The organism is Myxococcus sp. CA005 (genome assembly GCF_006518205.1).
Lineage (GTDB): Bacteria > Myxococcota > Myxococcia > Myxococcales > Myxococcaceae > Myxococcus > Myxococcus xanthus.
This window is the reverse complement of record NZ_SRLV01000050.1, coordinates 41,991-65,491: the sequence shown is the minus strand read 5'-3', so window position 1 is coordinate 65,491 and position 23,501 is coordinate 41,991. Positions and strand designations below refer to the sequence as shown.

The 23,501-nt window shown below is 68.2% G+C and carries 16 protein-coding genes and 1 pseudogene; 8 read left to right on the top strand and 9 right to left on the bottom strand.

The window, feature by feature from the left end; genetic code table 11:
• Positions 1 to 1,509: pseudogene (locus tag FMQ63_RS22130) on the bottom strand (ATP-dependent helicase); the annotation flags it as partial.
• Between the two features lie 184 nt (positions 1,510 to 1,693).
• Here FMQ63_RS22130 and FMQ63_RS22125 point away from each other — a divergent pair.
• Positions 1,694 to 2,284: a hypothetical protein gene (locus FMQ63_RS22125; RefSeq protein WP_225909793.1), complete on the top strand. Its 591-nt coding sequence runs from the start codon at positions 1,694 to 1,696 to the stop codon at positions 2,282 to 2,284.
• Between the two features lie 48 nt (positions 2,285 to 2,332).
• A complete protein-coding gene (locus FMQ63_RS22120; protein WP_011551649.1) occupies positions 2,333 to 3,358 on the top strand; it encodes a hypothetical protein in 1,026 nt (341 codons plus the stop codon).
• On the opposite strand, the gene hemH is transcribed toward FMQ63_RS22120, so the two are convergent.
• The 6 genes from hemH to FMQ63_RS22090 form a co-directional block, all read right to left on the bottom strand.
• Positions 3,303 to 4,397, bottom strand: a complete 1,095-nt coding sequence (gene hemH, locus FMQ63_RS22115) for a ferrochelatase (RefSeq protein WP_011551648.1) — start codon at positions 4,395 to 4,397, stop codon at positions 3,303 to 3,305. The genes FMQ63_RS22120 and hemH overlap by 56 nt on opposite strands.
• Complete coding sequence (gene apaG / locus FMQ63_RS22110; protein ID WP_011551647.1) at positions 4,397 to 4,783, bottom strand: Co2+/Mg2+ efflux protein ApaG; 387 nt, start codon at positions 4,781 to 4,783, stop codon at positions 4,397 to 4,399. Before apaG ends, hemH begins: the two co-directional genes overlap by 1 nt.
• A gap of 70 nt (positions 4,784 to 4,853) precedes the next feature.
• Positions 4,854 to 5,804, bottom strand: coding sequence for a TerC family protein (locus FMQ63_RS22105; protein WP_011551646.1), 951 nt, complete (start codon positions 5,802 to 5,804; stop codon positions 4,854 to 4,856).
• Between the two features lie 128 nt (positions 5,805 to 5,932).
• Entirely contained in the window at positions 5,933 to 8,074 is a 2,142-nt protein-coding gene (gene glgX / locus FMQ63_RS22100) for a glycogen debranching protein GlgX (protein ID WP_011551645.1), read from the bottom strand.
• Entirely contained in the window at positions 8,071 to 11,172 is a 3,102-nt protein-coding gene (treY, locus tag FMQ63_RS22095) for a malto-oligosyltrehalose synthase (RefSeq protein WP_020477736.1), read from the bottom strand. The genes glgX and treY overlap by 4 nt, the downstream gene beginning before the upstream one ends.
• A gap of 165 nt (positions 11,173 to 11,337) precedes the next feature.
• A complete protein-coding gene (locus tag FMQ63_RS22090; RefSeq protein ID WP_011551643.1) occupies positions 11,338 to 11,655 on the bottom strand; it encodes an SWIB/MDM2 domain-containing protein in 318 nt (105 codons plus the stop codon).
• 347 nt (positions 11,656 to 12,002) lie between these two features.
• Here FMQ63_RS22090 and FMQ63_RS22085 point away from each other — a divergent pair, with 347 nt between their 5' ends.
• The 5 genes from FMQ63_RS22085 to FMQ63_RS22065 all read left to right on the top strand — a co-directional run bounded on the left by FMQ63_RS22085 (position 12,003) and on the right by FMQ63_RS22065 (position 20,809).
• Positions 12,003 to 12,983, top strand: a complete 981-nt coding sequence (locus FMQ63_RS22085) for an NAD(P)-dependent oxidoreductase (protein WP_011551642.1) — start codon at positions 12,003 to 12,005, stop codon at positions 12,981 to 12,983.
• A 90-nt stretch (positions 12,984 to 13,073) separates the two neighbouring features.
• On the top strand, positions 13,074 to 13,739 hold the full coding sequence (locus FMQ63_RS22080) for an HAD family phosphatase (RefSeq protein WP_011551641.1): 666 nt from the start codon (positions 13,074 to 13,076) through the stop codon (positions 13,737 to 13,739).
• Between the two features lie 13 nt (positions 13,740 to 13,752).
• A complete protein-coding gene (locus tag FMQ63_RS22075; RefSeq protein WP_011551640.1) occupies positions 13,753 to 15,363 on the top strand; it encodes a lactate racemase domain-containing protein in 1,611 nt (536 codons plus the stop codon).
• Positions 15,364 to 15,371: 8 nt separating this feature from the next.
• Entirely contained in the window at positions 15,372 to 19,784 is a 4,413-nt protein-coding gene (locus FMQ63_RS22070) for an AMP-binding protein (protein ID WP_011551639.1), read from the top strand.
• Entirely contained in the window at positions 19,781 to 20,809 is a 1,029-nt protein-coding gene (locus tag FMQ63_RS22065; RefSeq protein ID WP_011551638.1) for an NAD-dependent epimerase/dehydratase family protein, read from the top strand. The genes FMQ63_RS22070 and FMQ63_RS22065 overlap by 4 nt, the downstream gene beginning before the upstream one ends.
• A 148-nt stretch (positions 20,810 to 20,957) precedes the next feature.
• On the opposite strand, the gene FMQ63_RS37515 is transcribed toward FMQ63_RS22065, so the two are convergent.
• Together FMQ63_RS37515 and FMQ63_RS22060 are read right to left on the bottom strand one after the other, a co-directional pair.
• Positions 20,958 to 21,128 (bottom strand): hypothetical protein, encoded by a 171-nt coding sequence (locus FMQ63_RS37515; protein ID WP_011551637.1) that lies wholly within the window; start codon positions 21,126 to 21,128, stop codon positions 20,958 to 20,960.
• A 3-nt stretch (positions 21,129 to 21,131) separates the two neighbouring features.
• Positions 21,132 to 22,013 carry a GGDEF domain-containing protein gene (locus FMQ63_RS22060; protein ID WP_026113815.1) on the bottom strand — a complete coding sequence of 294 codons (882 nt, stop codon included), beginning with the start codon at positions 22,011 to 22,013 and terminating at the stop codon, positions 21,132 to 21,134.
• Between the two features lie 255 nt (positions 22,014 to 22,268).
• Between FMQ63_RS22060 and glgC the strand changes: the two genes are divergently transcribed.
• Positions 22,269 to 23,498 carry a glucose-1-phosphate adenylyltransferase gene (glgC, locus tag FMQ63_RS22055; RefSeq protein ID WP_011551635.1) on the top strand — a complete coding sequence of 410 codons (1,230 nt, stop codon included), beginning with the start codon at positions 22,269 to 22,271 and terminating at the stop codon, positions 23,496 to 23,498.
• Positions 23,499 to 23,501 lie beyond the last annotated feature (3 nt).

Genomic DNA, 23,501 nt, shown 5'->3' with positions numbered 1-23,501 from the left:
GACGTGGACGTCGCGCGCCCCCTCCCCCGGAATGAACGTGGGACTGTCCGGCAACGGGCGCGTGCGCAGCTCCACCCGGACCGCCCCGCTCGCATGCGCTTCCATGCGCACCACGGGGGCGTAGCGCAGCGGCACCGACTCCCCCAAGACGCTCCGAGGCAGCGCCACCGGCACGCGCAGGGACAGCTTCGACAGCTGGTCCAGCAGCGCGACGTGGCTCTCCGGCGGAAACGAATTGCCGTGGCGGTTCAGCGCCGTGAGCAGCGCGCGGACCTCGGGGCCCGCGTCCAGCACCGTGAGCACCCGCTGGCTGTCATCCCAGATGTAGAGCCCCTCCTCCGGCTGAGCCTTGCGCACCCGCTCCAGCATCGCCGTGGGCAGCATCGCGCCATCCACCCCCGCGCTCACGATGACCACGCCGTCCCGGTCCTCGGCGACGAGCCCGACCTTCACGCGCTCGATACGCACCAGCAGGTCCGGATTCTCATCCAGGTGGATGCGGGGATGCCCCACCAGTTCGAAGAGCAGCGCGCGCGACGCGGGGGCTTCCGACTCCGGCAGCAGCGCCGCCAAGCGCGCGTCCGCCGCCGACAATTGCGAGCCATGGTCCTGCAGCAGCTTGCGCCGGCTCACCTTCGCGCCCGTGCTGCGCTGGCCCTTCTTGTTGCGCTTGTGCACGTAGGCCGCGAGCTCCACGCCATACCCGTTGATGACGTCCAGCCGCCAGGAGACCTCGCCACCTCCAGGCCCACCGGGACTGTCGTCAACGGCCCGCTCCAGCGCCCGCAGCGCGCGCTCCCAACCGGGACGGACCAGTTCCTCCAGCTCCTCTCCAAAGGACTCGGACCAGGGCTGGCGCAACCACTGCAATGCCGTGTCGATGGCCGCCAGCAGGTGGACGCAGAACGTCGCGCCACAGGAGCAGTCCCCCGTCACCTCGGTGGGAGCGAAAATCAGCCGGGCCTCGGGAAGGATGAAGCCCGCATGCGCCCCCACAGGCAGCTCGGAGATGCGCGTCTCGCGGAGACGGAAGCCCGGCAGCGGAGCGTCGTACTGCATCAGGTCCGGCACCAGCGCGTGCATCGGCCGGGGGGCGACGGACGCCGGAACGCGCGCACGCAGCGCCAGCAACAGGCCATGGACGCGGTGCGTGCGAGACTCGGCGGGCGGAGCGAGCCGCTCGTCGAGCGAAGCCCGTGACGCCTCCGCGCCCAGCCGCTCCGCCTCCACGAAGCGCCAAGCGAGCGTGGGCAGCAGCTCCTTCATCCGGGGAGACGGCATCGCCTCCGTCATCCAACGCGCCAGCGAGTCCGTGCTCAGCAACTCCACGAGCCTTCGGCGGGCGAGCACGGGACGCGCCTGCGGCAGCCAGGCCGCTTCCACCAGCGGCATCAGCACCGCCAGGCTCAGCCGCGACAAGTGCTCGAGCCCCTGCGCCCGCAGCCACGCCAGCGCGTCACGGGTCGTATCGAACAAGGGAGTCACGGGCTTCTCTGGCGGCTCGGACATGCACCCGCTTCTTCGCAAAGCACGCACGAAACGCAAGCAGACCCGTGACGCGAGGACGCAAGACGGCTGACTGCCCTGCACGGCCCCGCTCCACTTTCCGTATGTCCCTGCCGATATGGCCGTCCTGACCGTGGCGTTGTCACCCTACGACAGACGTCCCGCGTCCCCTCACGGAGGCCCGCCGATGACGATGAACCCCGCGTTCGTAAGCATCCTCATGCTGCTCGCACTGGTGGGTTGCACGAACCACCGCCAGACGCTGCTGGAGCGCACGAGCAGCTATGTGGTGTACGACATGCCCGCACGACAGGTCATGAAGGCCGCCGAGACGATCCTGAGTGAGCGCGGCTATGCCTTGCTACCCAGCACGGACCCGATGTTCCTCATCACGCCGTGGAAGGTCTCCGGCAACTACGACGTCTTCACCCACTGGTCCCGCGTCTACGTCGAGGGGCACAAGCGTCCCGACGGTCGGTTCACCGTGCGCGCATACCATATGGCCGCCAACATGCCCGCCCGGACGCAGTCGCTGCCGACGCCGGAGACGACGACCATGACGGCCCCCGAGGAGAAGCAGAACATCATGCCCACGGTCCTGCTCTCCACCGAGCCCGTACTGGTGCGCTCCGCCAGGCCCAACCTCCGCAGGGACCTCAATCTCGAATGGGCCATCATGGAGCAGCTCGACCCAGACTTCGCCGGACGCGTCAAGACGCAGGTCGACGTGTATCTCGCCCATTCGTCCTCGAAGCGGCCGGGTGACGTACTTGAATGACCTCGCCTGCTTCGATATCCCGCGAGGGCTGCCAAGGAGCGTCCCCGCGTGAAGCAAAGCGTGTTTGGTCTGGTCGTCGCCCTGTCACTGACCGCCTGCAAGGAAGAGCCCCGTGGGAAGATGGAGCCCATTCCCCGCCCGCCGGGGATGAAGGACGCTCCGCCTCCCGCGGAAGCCGCTCCCGCGGCTGCCGCGGAGCCACCCGTGGACCCCTCAAAGGTGGTCCTCCGGTGGAAGATTGCCCAGGGCGCGCCCTCGTCGTACCGGCTCGACATCGAGCGCACCGGCGGCGCGCCCGCCAGCACCGAGGAAGCCGCGCCCCCCAAGAGCGCCAAGGGCAAGGGCAAGGAGAAGCCCGCCCCCGTCGCCGCGGCCCCCGCGGTCCTGCCCGGGCCCGTCACCTACTTCATGGAGCGGACCGACTCGGGTGACTACCGCCTCCGCGTCGTCCCTGTGGGCAGCAACGTCGACGCGGACACGGCCACGCTGAGCGAGCGCGGCTTCGTGCTCGACGGCTTGCAAGGCGCCACCCGCAACACCGCCACCCTGGTCCTGGAGCTGCCGAGAGATCCGGTGGGCACCGGTGACGTGTGGTCGCTCGGCACCGAGCTGATCCTCATGGAGGCGCTGGGGCCCCAGTTCCAGGCCGGCCAGCCCGAGCGGAGCAACCGCGTGAAGCTCGCCAGCCTGACGCCCGCCGACGGGGGCGAGCAGGTGGCCACGCTGGAGTACGCCATCTCCGAGAAGCTGGCCGGCAAGGTCCGCGCGAAGGATGAGCCCCCCACCTCGCCCGCGCGCGCCGAGGAGGAAGACGCGGAGGCGGACGACTCGGGACGCCCCCGGCCCCGGGCCGCGCCCGAAACCAGCGCCAGCGCCGAGGTGAGCATCACCGGCCGTGGCGAGTTCCTGGTGAAGGCCGGGCGGTGGCGCTCGTGGGAAGGCACCGTCACGTCGGTGACGAAGGGCGGCTTCCCCACCGCCGCGCTCCAGGTGCCCACCGGCGCCCTGAAGCTGCGCCTCACCGCGGTGGAATCGGCTCCCGCGCCGACGCCAACGGCCCAGCCACAGCAGTAGGCGGCCCGTCCGACTCGCGCACCATGCGCACCACGGCGTCCACCCAGGCCGGGTGGGCGTTGAGGGAGGGGACCAACGTCAGCGACTCCCCTCCCGCCTCCAGGAACTGCTCCCGCGCGCGGAGGCCAATCTCCTCCAGCGTCTCCAGGCAGTCCGCCACGAAGGCCGGGCACATCACCGCCAGGCGCTTCACGCCCTTCTTCGCCAGCTCCGGCAACACCACGTCCGTGTACGGCTTCACCCACGGCGTGCGGCCCAGCCGCGACTGGAAGGACACGCTCCACCCCTCCGCCGGCAGGCCCAGCCGCTGGGCCAGCCCCCGCGCCGTCGCGTAGCTCTGCGCGCGGTAGCAGTGGCGGTTGGCGTCCGTCATGGCGTCGCAGCACGAGGCGGTGGACAGGCAGTGCGTCCCCGTGGGGTCGCTCTTGCGCATGTGCCGCTCCGGCAGGCCATGGAAGCTGAAGAGGACGTAGTCGGCGCGCGCGTCGTCAATCACCGGCCGCGCCACGGCCGTGAAGGCATCCAGGAAGCCTGGGTGCTCGAAGAAGGCCGGCACCGCGCGCACGAAGGGCACGTCCCACGACTGGGCCAGCACCTCATAGGTGCGCGCCAGCGAGGACGCGGTGGAGGACGCGGCCTCCTGCGGGTACAGCGGCAGCACGGTGAACTCCGACACGCCGCGCGCCTTGAGCGCCGCGATGCCGTCGGGGATGGAGGGCGAGCCATACCGCATGGCCAGCACCACCTCGTACTCCCCCGCCAGCCGCTCGGCCACCTGGGCCGCCAGGGCCTGGCTGTACACGAGCAGCGGCGAGCCCTCCTTCATCCAGATTTTGCGGTACGCCTCCGCGCTCTTCGCCGGACGCATCGGAAGGATGATGAAGTTGAGCAGCGCCCAGCGCCCCAGCGGGTGGATGTCGATGACGCGCGGGTCATTGAGGAACTCGCGCAGGTAGCGGCGCACGGGCCCCGTCTGCGGAGCATCCGGCGTCCCCAGGTTGACGAGCAGCAGCCCTCGCTTCGAAGTGGGCGTTGGCATCAGTGCAGGGAGTTGGGAAGGGTGAGCGCGAACTCGGCGATGCGCGCTTCGAAGTGCGTGCCGTCCGGCCGCACCATGTCATAGGTGCCGCGCATGGTGCCGAAGGGCGTGCGCAGCATGGCCCAACTCGTGTACTCGAACCGCTCTCCGGGCCCCAGGTGGGGCTGGCGGCCCACCACGCCCTCGCCCCTCACCTCTTCCACCTTGCCCGTGGCATCGGTGATGACCCAATGGCGCGCCTTGAGCTGCGCCGGCGCGTCGCCCTCGTTGGCAATCTCCACCGTGTACATGAAGGCGAACTGCCCGGACTCCGGAGCGCTGCGCTCCGGCCAGTAGGCGGGCTTCACGGTGATGCGGATGCCGTCGGTGATGGCGCTGGAGGACATGCCCCCAGATTTGGCGGCAACGGCGCCCACTTGCAAGGAAAACGCCGGGTTGGAAGCCCCGGCGCCCTGCCTACGTCTTCGCGCTTTCCCGGTCCTGTCCGGGCTCCGGCTGCTTCGGCCACACCAGCGAGGCGACGATGGCCGCCACCAGCACGCCGGCAATCACGCCCAGGGAGATGCCGATGGGGACGTGGATGTCGAAGAAGGTGATGAGCATCTTCACGCCCACGAAGCCCAGGATGGCGCTCAGGCCCACCTTCAGGAAGTGGAACTTCTCCATCAGGCTGGCCACGACGAAGAACAGCGAGCGCAGGCCCAGAATGGCGCACACGTTGGACGTGTAGATGATGAAGGCGTCCTGGCTGATGCCCAGCACCGCGGGGATGGAGTCCAGCGCGAAGAGCAGGTCCGTGGCCTCCACCACCAGCAGCACGATGAACAGCGGCGTGAACTTGCTGCGGCCGTCCTCCTGCACCATGAAGCGGCTGCCTTCACCCAGCCGGGCCACCGGCAGCACCCGGCGCGCGAACTTCACGATGCCCTGCTGCTCCGGGTCCATCTCCTCGTCCTTGGACACCAGCATCTTCACCGCGGTGAAGACGAGGAACGCGCCGAACAGGTAGATGAGCCAGTGGAACTGCTTCACCAGCGCCGTGCCGGCGATGATGAGGCCAGCGCGCATGACGAACGCGCCCAGGATGCCCCAGAAGAGCACCCGGTGCTGGTGCTCGGGCGCCACCCGGAAGTAGCTGAACACCATCAGGAAGACGAAGAGGTTGTCGACGGAGAGCGCGTACTCCACCACGTACGCCGTCAACCACTGGAGCCCCACGGTGGGCCCCTGGTAGTGCCAGATGCCCGCGCAGAAAATCAGGCTGAGGGTAATCCACACCAGCGTCCAGAGGCCCGCCTCCTTCGGCGTCACCGCATGGTCCTTGCGATGGAACAGCCCGAGGTCCAGCGCGAGCATCGCGAGGACGAAGACGTTGAAACCCACCCAGAGCGCGACTTGCGTGTTCACGTAGCAATCCTGTTGCAGGGTATGACGGGGCGCACCCTACCGGCGGGCTGCCCGGGCGTCGACCCCTCGCGTGAAACCCGCTGGACCTCCTGCTTTCGTCCAGCGGGCCCCTTCCGGCCCCGCGGGGGCTACTCCGTCGCCGGGCGGCGCAGCACCGCCAGGGAGCGGCCCACCACCTGCACGGTGCCCCCCGCCGGCGTATGCGTGCGAAGCGACTCCCCCGCCAACGCCGTGTCCACCACCAGCTCCCAGTCCGCGCCCCATTCGACAGCAGGCAGCCTGAAGGTGATGGGCTCGTGGTGGGCGTTCATCAGCACCAGGATGGTGTCCCCCACAATCCGGTTCCCTTCATCGTCCGGCGCGGTGATGGCGTCACCGCCCAGCAGGAATCCCAGGGAGCGCACGTAGGGCTTCTCCCAGTCGTCCTTGCGCATCTCCTGGCCATCGGGCCGGAACCACGCCAGGTCCTTCAGCTCGCTGTCCCACATATGGGCGCCGCGGAAGAAGCGCCGCTTGTGCAGCACCGGCTGCTCACGCCGCAGCTTGGTCAGGGCGCAGGTGAAGTCCAGCAGCGCGCGCTGCGTGTCGTTCAGCTCCCAGTCCACCCACGACAGCTCGTTGTCCTGGCAGTAGGCGTTGTTGTTGCCCTTCTGCGTGCGGCCCATCTCGTCGCCGGCCACCAGCATGGGCACGCCCTGGGACAGGAAGAGCGTCGCCAGGAAGTTGCGCTTCTGCTGTTCGCGCAGGGCGTTGATTTCGGCGTCGGTCGTCTCGCCCTCCACCCCGCAGTTCCAGGAGTGGTTGTCGTTGGCGCCGTCGCGGTTCTCCTCACCGTTCGCCTCGTTGTGCTTGTCGTTGTACGTGACGAGGTCGTGCAGCGTGAAGCCGTCGTGCGCGGTGACGAAGTTCACGCTCGCTGCGGGCTTGCGGCCGGACAGTGAGAACAGGTCCGAGCTGCCGGTGAGGCGGTAGCCAATCTCCGCCGCCTGCCGGTCATCGCCCTTCCAGTAGCGGCGGATGGTGTCGCGGTACTTGCCGTTCCACTCGCTCCACAGCACCGGGAAGTTGCCCACCTGGTAGCCAAAGTCGCCCACGTCCCAGGGTTCGGAGATGAGCTTCACCCGGCTGAGCACCGGGTCCTGGTGGATGATTTGGAAGAAGGCGGCGCGGGTGTCGTAGCCGTGCCTGTCTCTTCCCAGCGTGGTGGCCAGGTCGAAGCGGAACCCGTCCACATGCATCTCCTCCACCCAATAGCGCAGGGAGTCGGCGACGAGCTTCAGCGCGTACGGGTGCGTGGCGTTCCACGAGTTCCCGCACCCGGTGACGTCCAGGTAGTAGCGCGGGTCCTTCTCCGTGAGCCGGTAGTACGCCGCGTTGTCCACGCCCTTGAAGGACAGCGTGGGGCCCAGCTGGTTGCCTTCGCAGGTGTGGTTGTAGACGACGTCGAGCAGCACCTCGATGCCAGCGCGGTGCAGCTGCTTCACCATGCGCTTGAACTCGTCCACCTGCCCGCCCAGCGAACCCGAGCCGCTGTAGCGCGCGTCCGGCGCGAAGAACCCCAGCGTGTTGTAGCCCCAGTAATTGACCTTCTCGCGCTGGATGAGGAAAGGCTCGTCGACGATGTGCTGGATGGGCAGCAGCTCCACCGCGGTGACGCCCACCTTCTTCAGGTGCTCGATGCTGGCCGGGTGCGCCAGCCCCGCGTAGGTGCCCCGCAGCGCCTCCGGGACGCGCGGGTGCAGCTGGGTGAAGCCCTTCACGTGGACTTCATAGATGAGCGTGTCGTGCCACGGCACGCCAGGCGGGGTATCTCCCTCCCAGTCGAAGGTGTCCGCGCCCATCACCACGCCCTTGGGCACGGCGGCCGCGTCATCGCGCGTGTCGAACGCGAGGTCGTCCTCCTTGGTGCCCGGCGTATAGGCGTAGATGGGGGCCTGGTAGTCCACCTGGCCGTGGATGGCCCGGGCATACGGGTCCACCAACAGCTTGTGGGGGTTGAAGCGCAGCCCCTTCTTCGGCTCGTAGGGCCCGTGCACGCGCAGTCCGTAGAGGGCGCCCGCGGCCAGGCCAGGCACGTAGCCGTGCCACACCTGGTGCGTCGTCTCCAGCAAGGGAAAGCGGCGCGTCTCCTTCGCGGGGTCCTCCGGATCGAAGAGACAGACCTCGACCTTCTTCGCGTGCTCGCTGAAAACGGCGAAGTTGACACCCTGCCCATCGAACGTGGCGCCCAGGGGATACGGCTTCCCTGGAAGCACCTCGGCCCTCCTCATCCGGCGCTCCTCTCCAGCAGAATCACCGGAAACTCCGCCAGGAGCGGCCCCAGAGGCAACACCGCACCACCCGGTCCACGCTCGGGCCGCACCTGACAGCCGGTGAACACATCGCGGAACATCATGCCCGCATATGCCTCCGGAAGGTCCAGGAACGTGCTGCCATAAGCGCCCGCCAGCCCTTCAGGGGACTGCAGGGCGGACAGGGTGTAACGCGGCGCGCAGGCCACCAACACCGTGTCGCCGTGCTCGCGGGCGAAGGCCACCGCTGCTTTCGCCCGGGCGCCGGTCAGCTCGAGCGCCCGGTAGCCGCCCTTCCGGAAGAGGGCCGCCTGCCGCTGACGCAGCCGCAGGGACTGCGTCAGGACGTAGAGCTTCACCTGGCCGTCATCGAGGTTCGCCGCCAGCCGTGCGCTTAACGCGGCCCGGTCCTTCTCCGCCTCGGCGTCCAGCGTCTCCAGCAGCCGCGCGCGCAGCGCGAAGTCCACCGGCCGCCGGTTGTCCGGGTCCACCAGAGACAAATCCCACAGCTCGCAGCCCTGGTAGGTGTCCACCACGCCGGGTGAGGCCATCTTCAGCAGCAACTGCCCCAGCGCGTTGTACTGGCCCGCGCGCTCGATGGAGCGCTTGAAGTCCCGCACGTCCGCCAGGAAGGAGCCCGTCACCTTCGAGTCGAAGCAGGCGTCCACGTAGCGCGCCACCGCGTCGTCATAGGCGCTGTCGGGGTTGGTCCACGAGGTGCGGACCTTGGCCTCCTTGATGGCCTTGCCCATGTACTCGCGCACCCGGCGCTGGAAGTCCGCCAGCTCCTCCGCGGAGTGGGCGTCGCCCATGGGCCACGCCCCCACCACCGTCTGGAAGAAGAGGTACATGTCATTGGCCGTGGGCGCCGGACCGGACGGCAGTTGGGACACCGCCTTCTCCGTCTGGCGGGCCCACTTCTTCACCCGCTTGCGCCACTCCTCCGGCACCTCGGTCAGCACGTTGATGCGCGCGCGCACGTCCTCGCTGCGCTTGGTGTCGTGGGTGCTGGAGGTGAGCTGGCTGGACGGCCACCGCTCCGCGCGCTCCTGGTTGCGCAGGTGGAAGGTGTTGGCGTGGACGCCGAAGCGCTCCGGCTCGCCGCCCACCTCGTTGAGGCTCGCCAGGCGGTTGTAGATGTAGAAGACGGTGTCCTCCAGGCCCTTGGCCATGACGGGCCCCGTCACCTGTTGCAGCTTCATGGCGAAGCGCAGCATTTCCGCCCGCTCTCGCCCGTCCGCGTGCTCCGGGTAGCGGCGCAGGAGGATGTCGCGCAGGAAGTCGAAGATGGACGCGTTGGTGGTGGCGTTGCGCTCCTTGGCGCGCTGGATGGTCCACTCGATGTACTGCACGTCGCGCCCGTCCAGCTCCGGGCGCCAGCCGTCCACGTAGGTGCGGTAGACGGGGAACAGGGCGATGAACTCCACCAGCGCCCGCCGCAGCGAGTTGAGCGTGAAGTCGCGCGTGCGCCGGTTCATCTCCGAGATGCCGTTGAGCGCGTGCGCCAGCACGTTGATTTCGCTGGCCATGGACACGCGCATGATGAGCAGCTTCTTCTGGTAGACGAGCTCGGCGAAGTCCGTCTGCCCTCCCACGAAGCGCTCGTACGTCTCCGTCAGCGCCTTCTCCGCGTCCGGCTGGACGAACACGCCGCTCACCGCGTTGGCGTAGCGGTAGCCCGTGGTGCCGTGCACGGCCCAGGATTCGGGCATGCGCTCACGGCCGCCCTGAATCTTCTCCACCACCACGTACAGCGCCTTGCGCAGCCGGCTGTCCGGCTGCTGCGTCACCTCCGCGCGCCAGCGCTCGCGCAGCGTGGACTCCACCGCCGGCCAGCGCGTGTCATCCTCCGCATGCGTCTGGAGAAACAGAGCGTGGGCCCGCTCCACGAAGTACGCCTCCTGCAGGTCCAGGAAGTAGGCGGTCGGGTCGAAGAGGCCGTCCGGGTGGTCGATGCGCAGCCCCGTGACGAGCCCCTCGCGCAGCCAGCGGAAGATGAGCGCGTGCGCCTCCTGGAAGACGTCCGGGTCCTCTTCCCGCAGCGCGGCCAGGCCGTTGATGTCGAAGAAGCGCCGGTAATTGATTTCCTCGCCCGCCACCCGCCAGTGCGCCAACCGGTAGCTGCACGCCGCCAGCACCGAGTCCAGCAGGTCATATGAGCGCGGGTTGCCCGGCTCTCCATTGAAGACGCGGACGTTGTCCTCGATGTAGGCCAGCATCTCCGGGAACTCCGCCGTCACCGCGGCCAGCCGGCGCTTGATGACCTCCTTCTCCCGGTGGCGCTCCACCACCTTCGGCCGCTCCACCTCCGTGCGCGAGGGCAGGTAGTCGATGGCGGTGAGGATGGACAGGAACTCCAGCATGCCGGGGTGCTCCTCCCCCAGCCGCGACTCCAGCCGCTCCAGGCCATGGCGGAGGATGCGGGAGTACTGACGCGGCGCCACCGGTAACAGGTGGTCGTAGTAATGGAGGAAGAAGGCGCCGTCGCGGAAGGACAGCTTCAGCTCCCCTCGCTCCAGGACGATGCCGTACTGGTCCCCCAGAATCGGCAGCAACACCCTGTCCCGCAGCTCCTCCTTCACCGGCGACCAGTCGATGTCGAAGAACTTCGCGTAGACGGAGGACGGGCCGTTCTCCAGCACGTCGAACCACAGACGGTTGTCCCGCTCGATGCCCATGTGGTTGGGCACCACGTCCAGCACCTGCCCCATGCCCTGCTCACGCAGCGCCGCGCAGAGCGCCGCGTGCGATTCGGGCGTCCCGACTTCGGGATTCAACTGTTGGTGGTCCACGCAGTCGTAGCCGTGCGTGCTTCCAGGCGTGGCCTTCAGATAGGGCGAGGCATAAAGGTCACTCACCCCCAGGCGGGCCAGGTACGGCACCACCTGCCGCGCGTCCTCGAAGGTGAAGCCCTGGTGGAACTGCACTCGGTACGTGGACAGGGGCGTGTGGGGACGCGCATCCAGCTCCGCCTGGACGCGTGCGTAGAGCCCTTCGGCCAGGGCCTCCGCCGTCATCGTGGCGCCACCCACCCCATTCGAGGCGGCCCCCTCTTCTTCCAAGGCGTCGAGCAACATGTAGCGCAGAGGTAGGCCGCCCGCGCGCCGACCGCCAGCACGCAGAAACGCGTCCGCCCTCTATCCAACGCTCCGCGCCGACACGCCAACCCCTGGAAATGCAAAGGGCCCGCCGCTTGTCGCGGCGAGCCCCGAGTACGGCCACCGGGAGGCCCCGGCCAATGCTCAGCTCAGCTGCTTGTTCACCAGCGCCGTCATCTCGAACATGGTGACGCTCTTCTTGCCACCAAAGATGGGCTTGAGCTTGTCGTCGGCGTTGATCTGCCGCTTGTTCTTCGCGTCCTGCAGGCCCTGCTTCTTGATGTAGGCCCAGAGCTTCTTGACAACCTCGGTGCGCGGCAGCGGCTTCGCGCCGACGATCTCAGCGAGCGCGGCAGACGGCGTCATCTCCTTCATGAACGACGCGTTCGGCGTGCGCTTCTTCGCAGCGGGAGCCTTCTTCGCGGCGGGAGCCTTCTTCGCAGCAGCTTTCTTGGCGGCCATTCGTCTTGAGTCTCCTCCCCTCCGAAGGGGACGTTGTACGGCTTTGCTTATGTGAAGCGAGAGCCGTTGCGGCGTAGAAGTAGCACGCCCAAGCCCGAAAAACAGCCCTCTCCTGCGTTTTTCCCTCTGAGCGCCCCTCTACGAACGCGGCTAGAGCCCGAGAATCAGCCTCCGGAGCGCTCGGCCCCCTCGCGCGCCTTCACTTCGGAACGCGTCCGGAGCCCGAAAATCAGCCTCCGGAACGTTATCTTCCCTCGGGAAACCCCTTATCGGCGTGGATCACTCCCGGAAGCGGCCACCGGATTCTCCTTGCGGTCGTGGTGTGTTTTTTTGGATGAAACCCCAACATGAGAGCCCTCATCACCGGTGCAGGCGGCTTCCTGGGAATGTGGTTGGCCAAGGCCCTGGCCGCGCGGGGAGACAGCGTCACATGCCTGTTGCGCCCGGGAGGAGATGCCTCGGGGCTCGCGGGGTTGACCTACACGCGGGTGGAGGGCGACGTGACGGTGCCCTCCACGCTCTCGGCCGCGGTGGCGGGCCAGGACGTCGTCTTCCACCTGGCGGGCGCTCGCCGCGGCGCGACACGCGACGACTTCATGCGCGTCAACGCGGAGGGCACCCGCCACCTGTGCGAGGCCATGGTGGCCGCGGGCCACCGCCCCCGGCTGGTGCTCACGGGCTCGCTGGCCGCCTGCGGTCCGTCCACGCCCACCCGGCCGCATGTGGAGGAAGACGCCTTCCATCCCCACGAATGGTATGGGGAGAGCAAGGCGGAGGCGGAGCGCATCGCCTTCTCCTATGGAGACCGGCTGCCCGTCACGGTGTCCCGGCCGCCGCGCATCCTGGGGCCCGGGGACAGGGAGAACCTTCCCTTCTTCAAGATGGCTCAGCGCGGCATCCGGCTGGAGCTGTCCGGCGGCCCTCGCCCGTTGACCATGGTGGATGTGGAGGACGTGGTGGACATCCTCTTGTTGCAGGCCACCCACCCGGCGGCCATCGGTGAGGCCTTCTTCTGCGCGGGCCCCGGCGAGCCCCTCTCCTTGGAGAAGGTGCAGGACCTGGGCGCGCAGGCCCTGGGACTGACGCCCCGCACCGTGCGCGTGTCCCCCGCGCTACTGCGGGCCATGGCCACGGCGGCGGACGGCGTGTCCCAACTGACGGGCCGCAAGCTGGCCCTGAGCCGGAAGATGGCGAAGCAACTGTTGGCGCCTGCCTGGACGTGCTCCGGGGCCAAGGCCGAGCGGCTGCTCGGCTTTCACCCCCAGCGCGACCTGGCGGACTCCATCCGTCGCAGCGTGCAGTGGTACCGGGAGCAGGGCTGGCTGTAGCCCCTTCTCCCCCGAGCCGCCGGGAGGCACGCCAAACTCCCGGCATCATTGACCTCCCCCCCCTCGAAGTGTCAGGAAGCCCGCAGCCCCATGTCCTCGAAAGCTGCCTTCTTCGATGTCGACGGGACGCTCGTGAAGACGAACGTCGTCCACGTCTACGCGTACTACGCGATGAACCGCGGCTCCGTCCTGGGCATCGCGGGGCGGACCCTGAGCACCGCCCTCAGCGTGCCGCTCTTCGGTGTCATGGACGCGGTGGACCGCAAGACGTTCAACGAGTTCTTCTACCGCTACTACGCGGGCCTGAGCGAAGACCGCCTGGTCACCATCGCCGAGGACATGTTCGAGGACGTGCTGCAGCCCGCCCTCTTCGAGCAGACGCAGGACCTCATCGACCAGGCTCGCCGCAGCGGCTGCAAGATTGTCCTCGTCACGGGCGCGCTGGACTTCACCATGCGCCCGCTGGCGCGCCACCTGGGCGCCGACGACATGATCGCCAACAAGATGCAGTTCGTGGGCGGCAAGGCGACCGGCAAGGTGATTCCGCCCATCATCGAAGGCGCGAACAAGGCGAACGCCATCCGCGCCTACTGCACCAAGGAAGGCCTGTCGCTGGACAAGTGCCACGGCTACTCCGACAGCGCCTCTGACTACGCGATGCTCGCGGTGGTGGGCCGTCCCACCGCGGTGAACCCGGACCTGCGGCTGCGCTCCATCGCGCGCGCCTACAACTGGCCCATCCTCGACCTCAAGTAAGAGCCCCCACGCCATGCGCCCGTTCAAGACGCTCCAGAAGCTGTACGACGAGGAAAGCCAGGTCGTCATCACCGAGAAGGGCAGCCCCCCGCGCGTGCTGTTCCACGGTGAGAACTTCCTGCAGGAAGACCTTCCGGTCGGCACGCGCGTCATCTTCCCGCGCCCGCCCCTGGCCGGCGTGCCCAACGTCAAGGCCGCCATCCGCTACGCCATCAACAACCCGGAGGGCATGGAGCCGCTGCACGCGCTCCTCAAGCCGGGCATGCGCCTGACGTGCGTCATCGACGACATCAGCGTGCCGCTGCCGCCCATGGTCACGCCGGACGTGCGGCAGACCATCCTGGAAATCGTCCTGGAGCTGGCCGCCGACAGCGGCGTGGACGACGTGCACCTCATCATCGCCAACGCCCTGCACCGCCGGATGACGGAAGGCGAGATGAAGCGCATGGTGGGCGAGAAGATCTTCGACGCCTACTACCCGGACCGCTACTACAACCACGACGCCGAGGACCCGGACGGGATGGTCGCGCTGGAGCGCACGTCCCACGGTGAAGAGGTGTCGGTGAACCGCCGCGTGGCGGAGAGCGACCTCATCGTCTACGTGAACGTGAACTTCGTGCCCATGAACGGCGGGCACAAGTCCATGGGCACCGGCGTGTCCAACTACGCGTCGCTGCGGCACCACCACAACCCGAAGACCATCCGCGCCTCCGACAGCTATATGGAGCCGAAGACGAGCGCGCTCTACAAGAGCAACGAGCGCATCGGGCGCAACATCGACAAGCACCTGAAGGTCTTCCACATCGAGACGGCGCTGAACAACCGCATGTTCGGCGGCCCCACCGACTTCCTGGCGAAGAAGGAAGAGGACTACACGGAGGCGGACCGGCTGAAGTTCCAGGCCATGCGCTTCGCGCTGTCCAAGCTGCCGCGCGCGGCGGCGCGCAAGGTGCTCAACTCCGTCCCCGCGCCCTACGACGTCACGGGCGTCTACGCCGGAGCCACGGAGCCCACGCACGCGAAGACGCTGGAGACGAGCTACAAGCAGTACGTGGTGCCGGTGGAGGGACAGAGCGACATCGTCATCTTCCCCATCCCGTTCATCTCCCCGTACAGCGTCAACTCCATCCTCAACCCGCTGCTGGTGCAGGTGATGGGGCTGGGCTACTTCTACAACCTGAACCGCGGTGTGCCGCTGGTGAAGAAGGGCGGCGTGCTCATCCTGCTGCACCCGGCCTACGACGAGTTCGACCCGGAGCACCACCCCAGCTACATCGAGTTCTTCCACCGGCTGCTGCCGGAGACGCGCGACTCCATGAAGCTGGAGCACAAGTACGAGCGCGAGTTCGCGGAGAACCCCAGCTACGTGCACCTGTACCGCAAGGGCAACGCCTACCACGGCGTGCACCCCTTCTACATGTGGTACTGGGGCGAGAATGGCCGCCAGCACGTAGGCAAGGTCATTGTCGCGGGCGCGGAGAACAACCATGTCCCCGCCCTGATGGGCTGGGACCGCACCGACACGCTCACCGAGGCCATTGAAGAGGCTCGCGGGTTCATGGGCCGCTCGGCCACCATCAGCCTGCTGCGCATCGCGCCCACGGTGATGGTGGATGTGAAGTGAGGACGCCCATGGCCGCCCTTCCCGAGCTGAACGTCACCCAGACCTTCACCGGCAAGCGCCTGCTCTTCGCGGGCGCCACCGGCTTCGTGGGCAAGGTGACGCTGTCCATGCTGCTGACCCGCTACGGGCAGGACCTGGACAAGGTGTACGTGCTGGTCCGCAAGGGCAGCGCCGCGTCCGCCGAGCGCCGCTTCTTCGACAAGGTCGCCACCAGTGAGCCCTTCCAGCCGCTGCGAGACAGCCTGGGGGATGAAGGCGCGCTGGCCTTCATCCGCCAGAAGGTGGAGGTGCTGGACGGCGACATCACCGACCCGTGGATGGGCCTGGAAGAGCCCCAGGTGGAGGCGCTCACCGGCAAGGTGCACGCGTTCATCAACTGCGCCGGTCTGGTGTCCTTCAACCCGTCGCTGGAGGTGGGCCTCAACGTCAACACCCACGGCCTGAAGTTCGCCGCGGCGCTGGCGGTGCGCTGGTCCGTCCCGCTGATTCACATGTCCACGGCCTTCGTGGCCGGCAACCGCAGCGGGCTCGTCTTCGAGGACGAGGAGGTTCGCGGCTACTTCCCCAAGCGGGAGGAGATGGACGGCCGCGACTTCAGCCTGGAGCAGGAACTGCAGGACGCGGCGCGCATCGTCGCGCGGCTGCGCGAGCAGGCCGAGGACCGGGCCCTCACGTCCACCTTCCGCAAGAAGGCGTTGGACCGGCTGGAGGAAGAAGGCCGCGACCCCAACGACGAGAAGACGCTGCGGCTGGCGGTGGGCCGTGAGCGCAAGCTGTGGCTCAGCGGCGAGCTGGTGCGCGCCGGCATGGAGCGCGCCGCCCACTGGGGCTGGCCCAACACGTACACGTACACCAAGTCCCTGGGCGAGCAGGTGCTCGCGGCCACGCCGGGCCTGCGCTACTCCATCGTCCGGCCCTCCATCGTGGAGAGCGCGCGGCACTTCCCCTTCCCCGGCTGGAACGAGGGCTTCACCACCTCCGCGCCCCTGGCCTTCGCGGGCATCAAGGGCCCCGGCGGCATCCCCGCGGGCGAGAACACCATCCTGGACATCATCCCGGTGGACCAGGTGGCGGGCGCCACCATCGGCATCACCGCGCATGCCATGGACGTGGAGGAGCGGCGCATCTACCAGCTCGCCTCCGGCGATATGAATCCCTTCTACGCCGGCCGCTCCGTGGAGCTGGTGGGCCTGTACCGGCGGCGCTACTACCGCAACCGCGAGTCCGGCAACGCGCTGATGAACAAGCTGCGCTCGCGCGTCGAGCCGCAGCCGGTCAGCAAGAAGGAGTTCGAGCTGTTCAGCGCGCCCATGCTGTCGCGCGGCGCGCGCTTCCTGAAGAAGGCCATCGACGAGGTGCGTCCCGCGTGGGGCGCCCCGGCCGTCCAGGCCATGCTGGACAAGGCGAAGGTGTCGCTGGACGAGGTGGACGACAACGCCCAGGGCATCATCGCCCTGACGGAGCTGTTCCTCCCCTTCCTCTACGAGAACCGCTACGTCTTCCGCTGCGACAACACCCGCTCCGTGTATGCGCGCATGGCGCACGCGGACCGGCTGAAGGTGCCCTGGGACCCGGAGCACATCGACTGGCGCGAGTACTTCCTGGGGACACACCTCCCTGGCCTGGAGAAGTGGGTGTTCCCGGGCATGGAGTCGGAGCGCGAGAAGCGCACCGTCATCCCCGCGCACCGCGACCTGCTGGAGTTGATGGAAGCCACGGTGCATGCGTACCGGCACCGCGTGGCCTTCCGCATGGTGGCGGGCGAGAAGGAGGAGCGCTTCACCTACGGCGAGGTGCACCGCTATGCCGCGCGCGTGGGCAGCTTCCTGCTGGCCGCGGGCATCAAGCACGGCGACCGCGTGCTGCTGGTGTCGGAGAACCGGCCCGAGTGGGGCATCAGCTACTTCGGCATCCTGCGCGCGGGCGCCACCGTCGTTCCGGTGGACCCGGGCTTGAGCGAGGCGGAGCTCGTCAACATCGCCCGCCGGGCGGACGCGCGCGCGTGCCTCGTCTCCGAGGACGCGGCCCGGGACTTCCCCGGCCTCTTCGCCGCGCTGGGTGACGGCGTCACCGTGGCCAGCCTCGCGGAGGCGATGACAGGCGACCCGGCGCACCCGGACCGCATCGGGCCAGTGCGCAGGTCCGCCGCGGCGGATGACCTGGCCAGCATCATCTTCACCTCCGGCACCACGGGCACGCCCAAGGGCGTCATGCTCACCCACCGGAACTTCGCCGCGCTGGTGGCGAAGCTGGCGGGGACCTTCGACATCGGCGTGGGCGACGGCGTGCTGTCCGTCCTGCCGCTGCACCACACCTTCGAGTTCGCCGCCGGCTTCCTCACCCCGTTCTGGCGCGGGGCGGAAATCACCTACATCGACGAGCTGACGTCGGACCGGCTGGGCGAGGTGTTCGAGACGGGCCGCATCACCGCCATGGTGGGCGTGCCGGCGCTGTGGCAGCTCTTGCATCGCAAGATTACGCAGGAGTTCGCCAGCCGCCCGCCGTTCATCGAACAGGCGCTCAAGGCGCTGATGGCCACCCACGGCGAGCTGCGCAACCGCAACAACATCAACCTGGGCAAGCTGCTGTTCTGGCCGGTGCACCGCAAGTTCGGCGGGCGTATCAAGGTCATCGTGTCGGGCGGCTCGGCGCTGCCGGACGACGTGCACAAGGCCTTCCACGAGCTGGGCTTCAACATCACGGAGGGCTACGGCCTGACGGAGGCCGCGCCGGTGCTGGCGGTGACGAAGCCCGGCAACAAGCGCCAGCCCGGTACGGTGGGCCGCGCGCTGCCCGGCATCGAGCTGCGCATCCTCAATCCGGACAACGACGGGTTGGGTGAAGTGCTGGCCAAGGGCCCCAACGTCATGCCCGGCTACTTCGGCGACCGCGAGGCCACCGAGGCGGTGCTCAAGGACGGCTGGCTCCACACGGGCGACCTGGGACGTCTGGACGCGGAGGGCCACCTGTACCTGGTGGGCCGCGCGAAGGACGTCATCATCGACCACAACGGGAAGAACATCTACCCGGACGAGTTGGAGGAGCTGTACCAGGACCACACGCACATCAAGGAGCTGTCCATCGTCGGCCTGCCCGACGACGCGGGCGGTGAGAAGGTGGCGTGCCTGTGCGTGCCCGACTACGCGGACCGCCCACGCGAGGAAGTGCGCCGCGAGTTGGAGGAGCACTTCCGCAAGGTGAGCGCGGGCATGCCCTTCTACCGGCGCGTGAAGGTGCTGCGCCTGTGGGACGGCGAGCTGCCCCGCACCGCCAAGCGCAGCGTGAAGCGCAAGCAGGTGGTGGAGGAGCTCAAGCGCCAGGAGCGCATGGCGGCCAGCGCCAGCAAGGCGCGCGAGAAGGCGGCCAACCCCACCACGGGTGGCATCGCGGACTGGCTCTTCCCGCTCATCGCGGACGTCAGCCACCGGCCGGTGTCCGACGTGCGTCCGGACGCGCTGCTCAGCGGGGACCTCGGCTTCGACTCGCTGATGCTCACCGAGCTGTCCTCCGCGCTGGAGGCCGCCGGCGTGCCGCTGCCCGCAGTGGAGGACCTGACGCAGGTGCAGACAGTGGAGGACCTGCGCAAGGTGGTGGCGTCCTCCGGCAAGCGCCCCACGGTGGAGACGCGCGCGAAGGAGATCTCCAAGGAGAACGAGCGCGCGGAAGAGGTGGAGATTCCGGTGCCCGACGTGGTGGCGGACGTGGGCCGTCAGCTCTTGTCCTTCGGGCAGAAGGTGCTCTACGGCGGCGTGTTCGACGTGAAGGTGACGGGCAAGTCCTTCATCCCGCAGAACCGCAACTTCCTCGTCATCGCCAACCACTCCAGCCACCTGGACGCGGGCCTGGTCCGCGTGGCGCTGGGTGACCAGGGCGAGCGACTGGTGTCCCTGGCGGCGCGCGACTACTTCTTCAACACGCCGCTCAAGCGCGCCTGGTTCGAGAACTTCACCAACCTGATCCCCATTGAACGGCAGGGCTCGCTGCGCGAGTCGCTGCGGATGGCGGGCGAGGCGCTGCGTCAGGGCTTCAACGTCCTCATCTTCCCGGAGGGCACGCGCTCCACCACCGGTGAGCTGATGGAGTTCAAGTCCACGCTGGGCTACCTGGCGCTCACCTTCAACATGGACGTGCTGCCGCTGTACATCGGCGGCGCCTTCGACGCGCTGCCCAAGGGCAGCGTGCTGCCCAAGACGAAGACGCCCCTGCGGGTGAACATCGGTCCGGCGCTGGGCCACGCGGACCTGCGCACGCGGGTGCAGGGCATGGCGCGCTCGGAGGGATACCGCTACGTCACGCGCATCGCCGAGGACTCCATGCGGGCGCTGCGCGACGGCCGGGTGCTGAACCTGGAGCGCGTGGACCTGCCTCCGGCCGGGGCCAGTCCCCGCGCGTCCACGTCCACGGAAGGGAAGGACTCGTGAAGCTGCTGGTGACGGGAGGCACGGGCTTTCTGGGCACGCACCTGGTGCCCAGGCTGGTGGCGGCGGGCCACGAGGTGCGGCTCATCGGCCGCTCGCGGCCTTCGGGCGCCCCCTACGCGGGCACGGAGTACGTCCCCGGTGACTTGAAGAACCGGGACGCGGTGCGCCGCGCGCTGGAGGGCGTGGACGCCGTCTACCACCTGGCGGGGCTCGTCTCCTTCCAGCCGAAGGACGCGCGGAAGATGTTCGAGCTGCACGTGGACAGCACGCGCGAGCTGCTGCGGGACGTGCGCGAGGCCGGCGTGAAGCGCGTGGTGCTGGCCTCCACCTCCGGCACCATCGCGGTGTCGAAGGAGGCGCACGTCCGCGACGAGAGCGCCGACTACCCGATTACGGTGGTGGGCCAGTGGCCCTACTACCTGTCGAAAATCTACGAGGAGAAGCTGGCGCTCGCATACTGCCGCAAGCACGAGATTCCCCTGGTGGTGCTCAACCCCAGCCTGCTGATGGGGCCCGGGGATGACCGGCTGTCCTCCACATGGACGGTGGTGAAGTTCCTCAACCGCGAGATTCCGGCCATGCCGGGCGGCGGCATCTCCTTCGTGGACGCGCGCGACGCGGCGGACGCCTTCGTCCAGGCGCTCACCCGGGGCGAGGTGTACGGCCGTCACCTCATGGGGGTGAATCTGTCCATGAAGGACTTCTTCCAGCGGCTGGAGCGCCTGTCGGGCGTGCCCGCGCCGAAGCTGAAGCTCCCCTCCAAGGTCAACGTGCTCGGCGGGAAGCTGCTGGAGCGCTGGGCCAAGGTGCGCGGCACCACGCCGACGCTGGACCCGCAGGAAATCGACATCGGCGAGCACTGGTTCTGGCTGGACGCATCCAAGGCGGAGGCCGAGCTCGGCTTCCGCGCGCGCGACATCCAGGAGACGCTCTCCGAGACGGTGCAGCACATCTACGGGAAGATGCCGCCCCAGAGCCTGCCTGGCACCAAGGGCCGGCTGGCGGAGCTGCGCGAGAACACCTGAGCGAAGCTCGCGGCGGGAGCTTCCGGGCACCGGACTCCCGCCCCTGACCTGGCCGCGGGGAGCGCACCGCAGCCCGGCGTCGCGCCGCGACCGGAGCCATCCGGGCGACGCCGCCCGGCGGCACCGCGCCAGGCGCTTCACCTCACCCCTAGCGCGGCGGCACACCCACCGTGCGCAGGGCGTTGTCCACCAGGCGCGCGGCCCAGGGCTCCGCGCGGTGGCTCCACACCCAGGCCGCGCCGAGGAAGGCGCAGCCCAGGAGCACGAGCACCAACCGCGCGAGGAAGGACGGACCCGCTTCGCTTGCGCTGGCGGCCACGACCTAGCCCACCACGCGGTTGCGGCCCGACTTCTTCGCCTTGTACAGGTTGGCGTCCGCCACCTTGATGAAGTGCGTGGGCTCCAGCATGTCCGACGTCTGCTCGGCCACGCCAATGGAGATGGTGACGGGGATTTCCTTGTCGTCGTAGACGAAGGACTTGCCCTCGATGAGCCGGCGAATCTTCTCCGCGAACAGGCGCGCCTTGTCCGGGCCGTCCTCCGGGAGGACGACGGCGAACTCCTCGCCGCCGTAGCGGGCGAAGCACTGCTCGCGGCGCACCAGGCGCTTGATGGACTGGGCCAACTCCCGCAGCACGTAGTCCCCGGCGAGGTGGCCGTGGACGTCGTTGATCTGCTTGAAGTGGTCGATGTCGAACATCATCAGCGTGAGGGTGCGCTGATAGCGGGTCGACCGGCCCATCTCCTTCTCGAGGTACTCCAGGAAGTACCTCTTGTTGTTGATGCCGGTGAGACCGTCCGCGATGGTCAGCGTGTAGATGGTCTCGTGGTACTGGGTCTCGATGTTGTCGCCATCGAGGAACTTGAAGATGGAGCCTCCGACCTTGACCAGGTCTCCGCTGCGCAGCGGAGAGGCCTGAAGCACTTCCTGGTCATTGAGGAAGGTACCGTTGGTGGAGCCCAGGTCTTCAACGAGCATCTTCCCCCCACGCCCCAGAATCCGGGCGTGGCGGCGGGACACGTTGTCCAGGTCCACGACGATGTGGTTGTGCTGATCCCGCCCAATGGTGAGTTCGGCATCCTCGATGAGGTACTTCTTGCCGAGCTCGGGGCCATGAATCTGCACGAGACAACACTCCGTGCTGCGGTGGGCATGCACGTTGAGCGTTGAGATCTTGGTGACGCGGGTTTCGTCGCCGGCCATCGGAAACGAGGCTAGCACGATAGCCTCGGCAGACGCCATGCAACGCAGCGGGGGCCGGTTCTTCGGCCCTTTGCGGCGCTTCTCCCACATGCCACCCGGGAGCGGCCGCCGGGCTAGGCCCGGCAACCCGAGGCGTCGGGACGTCCAGCGCCGGTCAGGACACCTGAACAGGCGGTTCGGCATTCAACGATGGCTGGCAGGCGGGCACACGTGCCCTTGCCGGCCCCCCAGGGACGACTAACGTCCGGAACACCTATGTCCAAAGTCCTGGCGATGATTCTGGCTGGAGGCGCTGGCACGCGCCTGGAGCCCCTGACGCGCGAGCGCGCGAAGCCCGCTGTCCCCTTCGGCGGGCGCTACCGCATCATCGATTTCGTTCTCTCGAACTTCGCCAACTCCGGTGTGTACCGGATGAAGGTCTTGACGCAGTACAAGAGCGACTCGCTCAACAACCACCTGTCCCGCGCGTGGCGGATGACGGCGTTCCTGGGCCACTACGTGGAAGCCGTCCCCGCGCAGATGCGGACGGGGCTGGACTGGTACAAGGGCAGCGCGGACGCCATCTACCAGAACCTCAACATCATCACCGACGAGGAGCCGGACTACATCTTCGTCTTCGGCGCGGACCACGTGTACCGGATGGACACGCGCCAGATGCTGGACTTCCACTGCACGAAGAAGGCGGCGTGCACGGTGGCCGCGATTCCCGTCCCCATCGAGCAGGGCCGCGAGTTCGGCATCATCGACGTGGGGCCGGACGGGCGGATGCGGCAGTTCCTGGAGAAGCCCAAGGACCCGCCGCCCATGCCGGGCAACCCGAAGATGTGCCTGGCCTCCATGGGCAACTACCTCTTCTCCACCGACGTGCTGGTGCAGGAGGTGGTGCGGGACGCGGCGAACGAGGCGAGCGCGCACGACTTCGGCAAGTCCATCATCAGCGAGCTGTACAAGCGCGCGCCGGTGTACGTGTACGACTTCGCCCAGAACGAGGTCCCCGGCCAGGAGGCCAAGGAGCGCGGCTACTGGCGGGACGTGGGGAACATCGACGTCTACTACCAGTCCAACATGGACCTGGTGGAGGTGGACCCGACGTTCAACCTCTACAACGACCGCTGGCCCATCCACACCCAGCCCAACAACTACCCGCCGGCGAAGTTCGTCTTCGCGGACGAGCAGAACCACCGCGTGGGCCACGCCATGGACACGCTGGTGGCGGAGGGCTGCATCATCTCCGGCGGCAGCGTGCGGCGCTCGGTGCTGTCGCCGAAGGTGCGCGTCAACTCGTACTCGGAGGTAGAGGACTCCCTCCTGTTCGAGAACGTCACCATCGGCCGGCGCTGCCGCATCCGCCGGGCCATCATCGACAAGAACGTGGAGATTCCGCCGGGGATGACCATCGGATTCGACCCGGTGGAGGACCGGCGGCGCTTCCACGTCACGCCCGGGGGCGTCGTGGTGATTCCCAAGGGCATGAAGGTGACCTGAGAC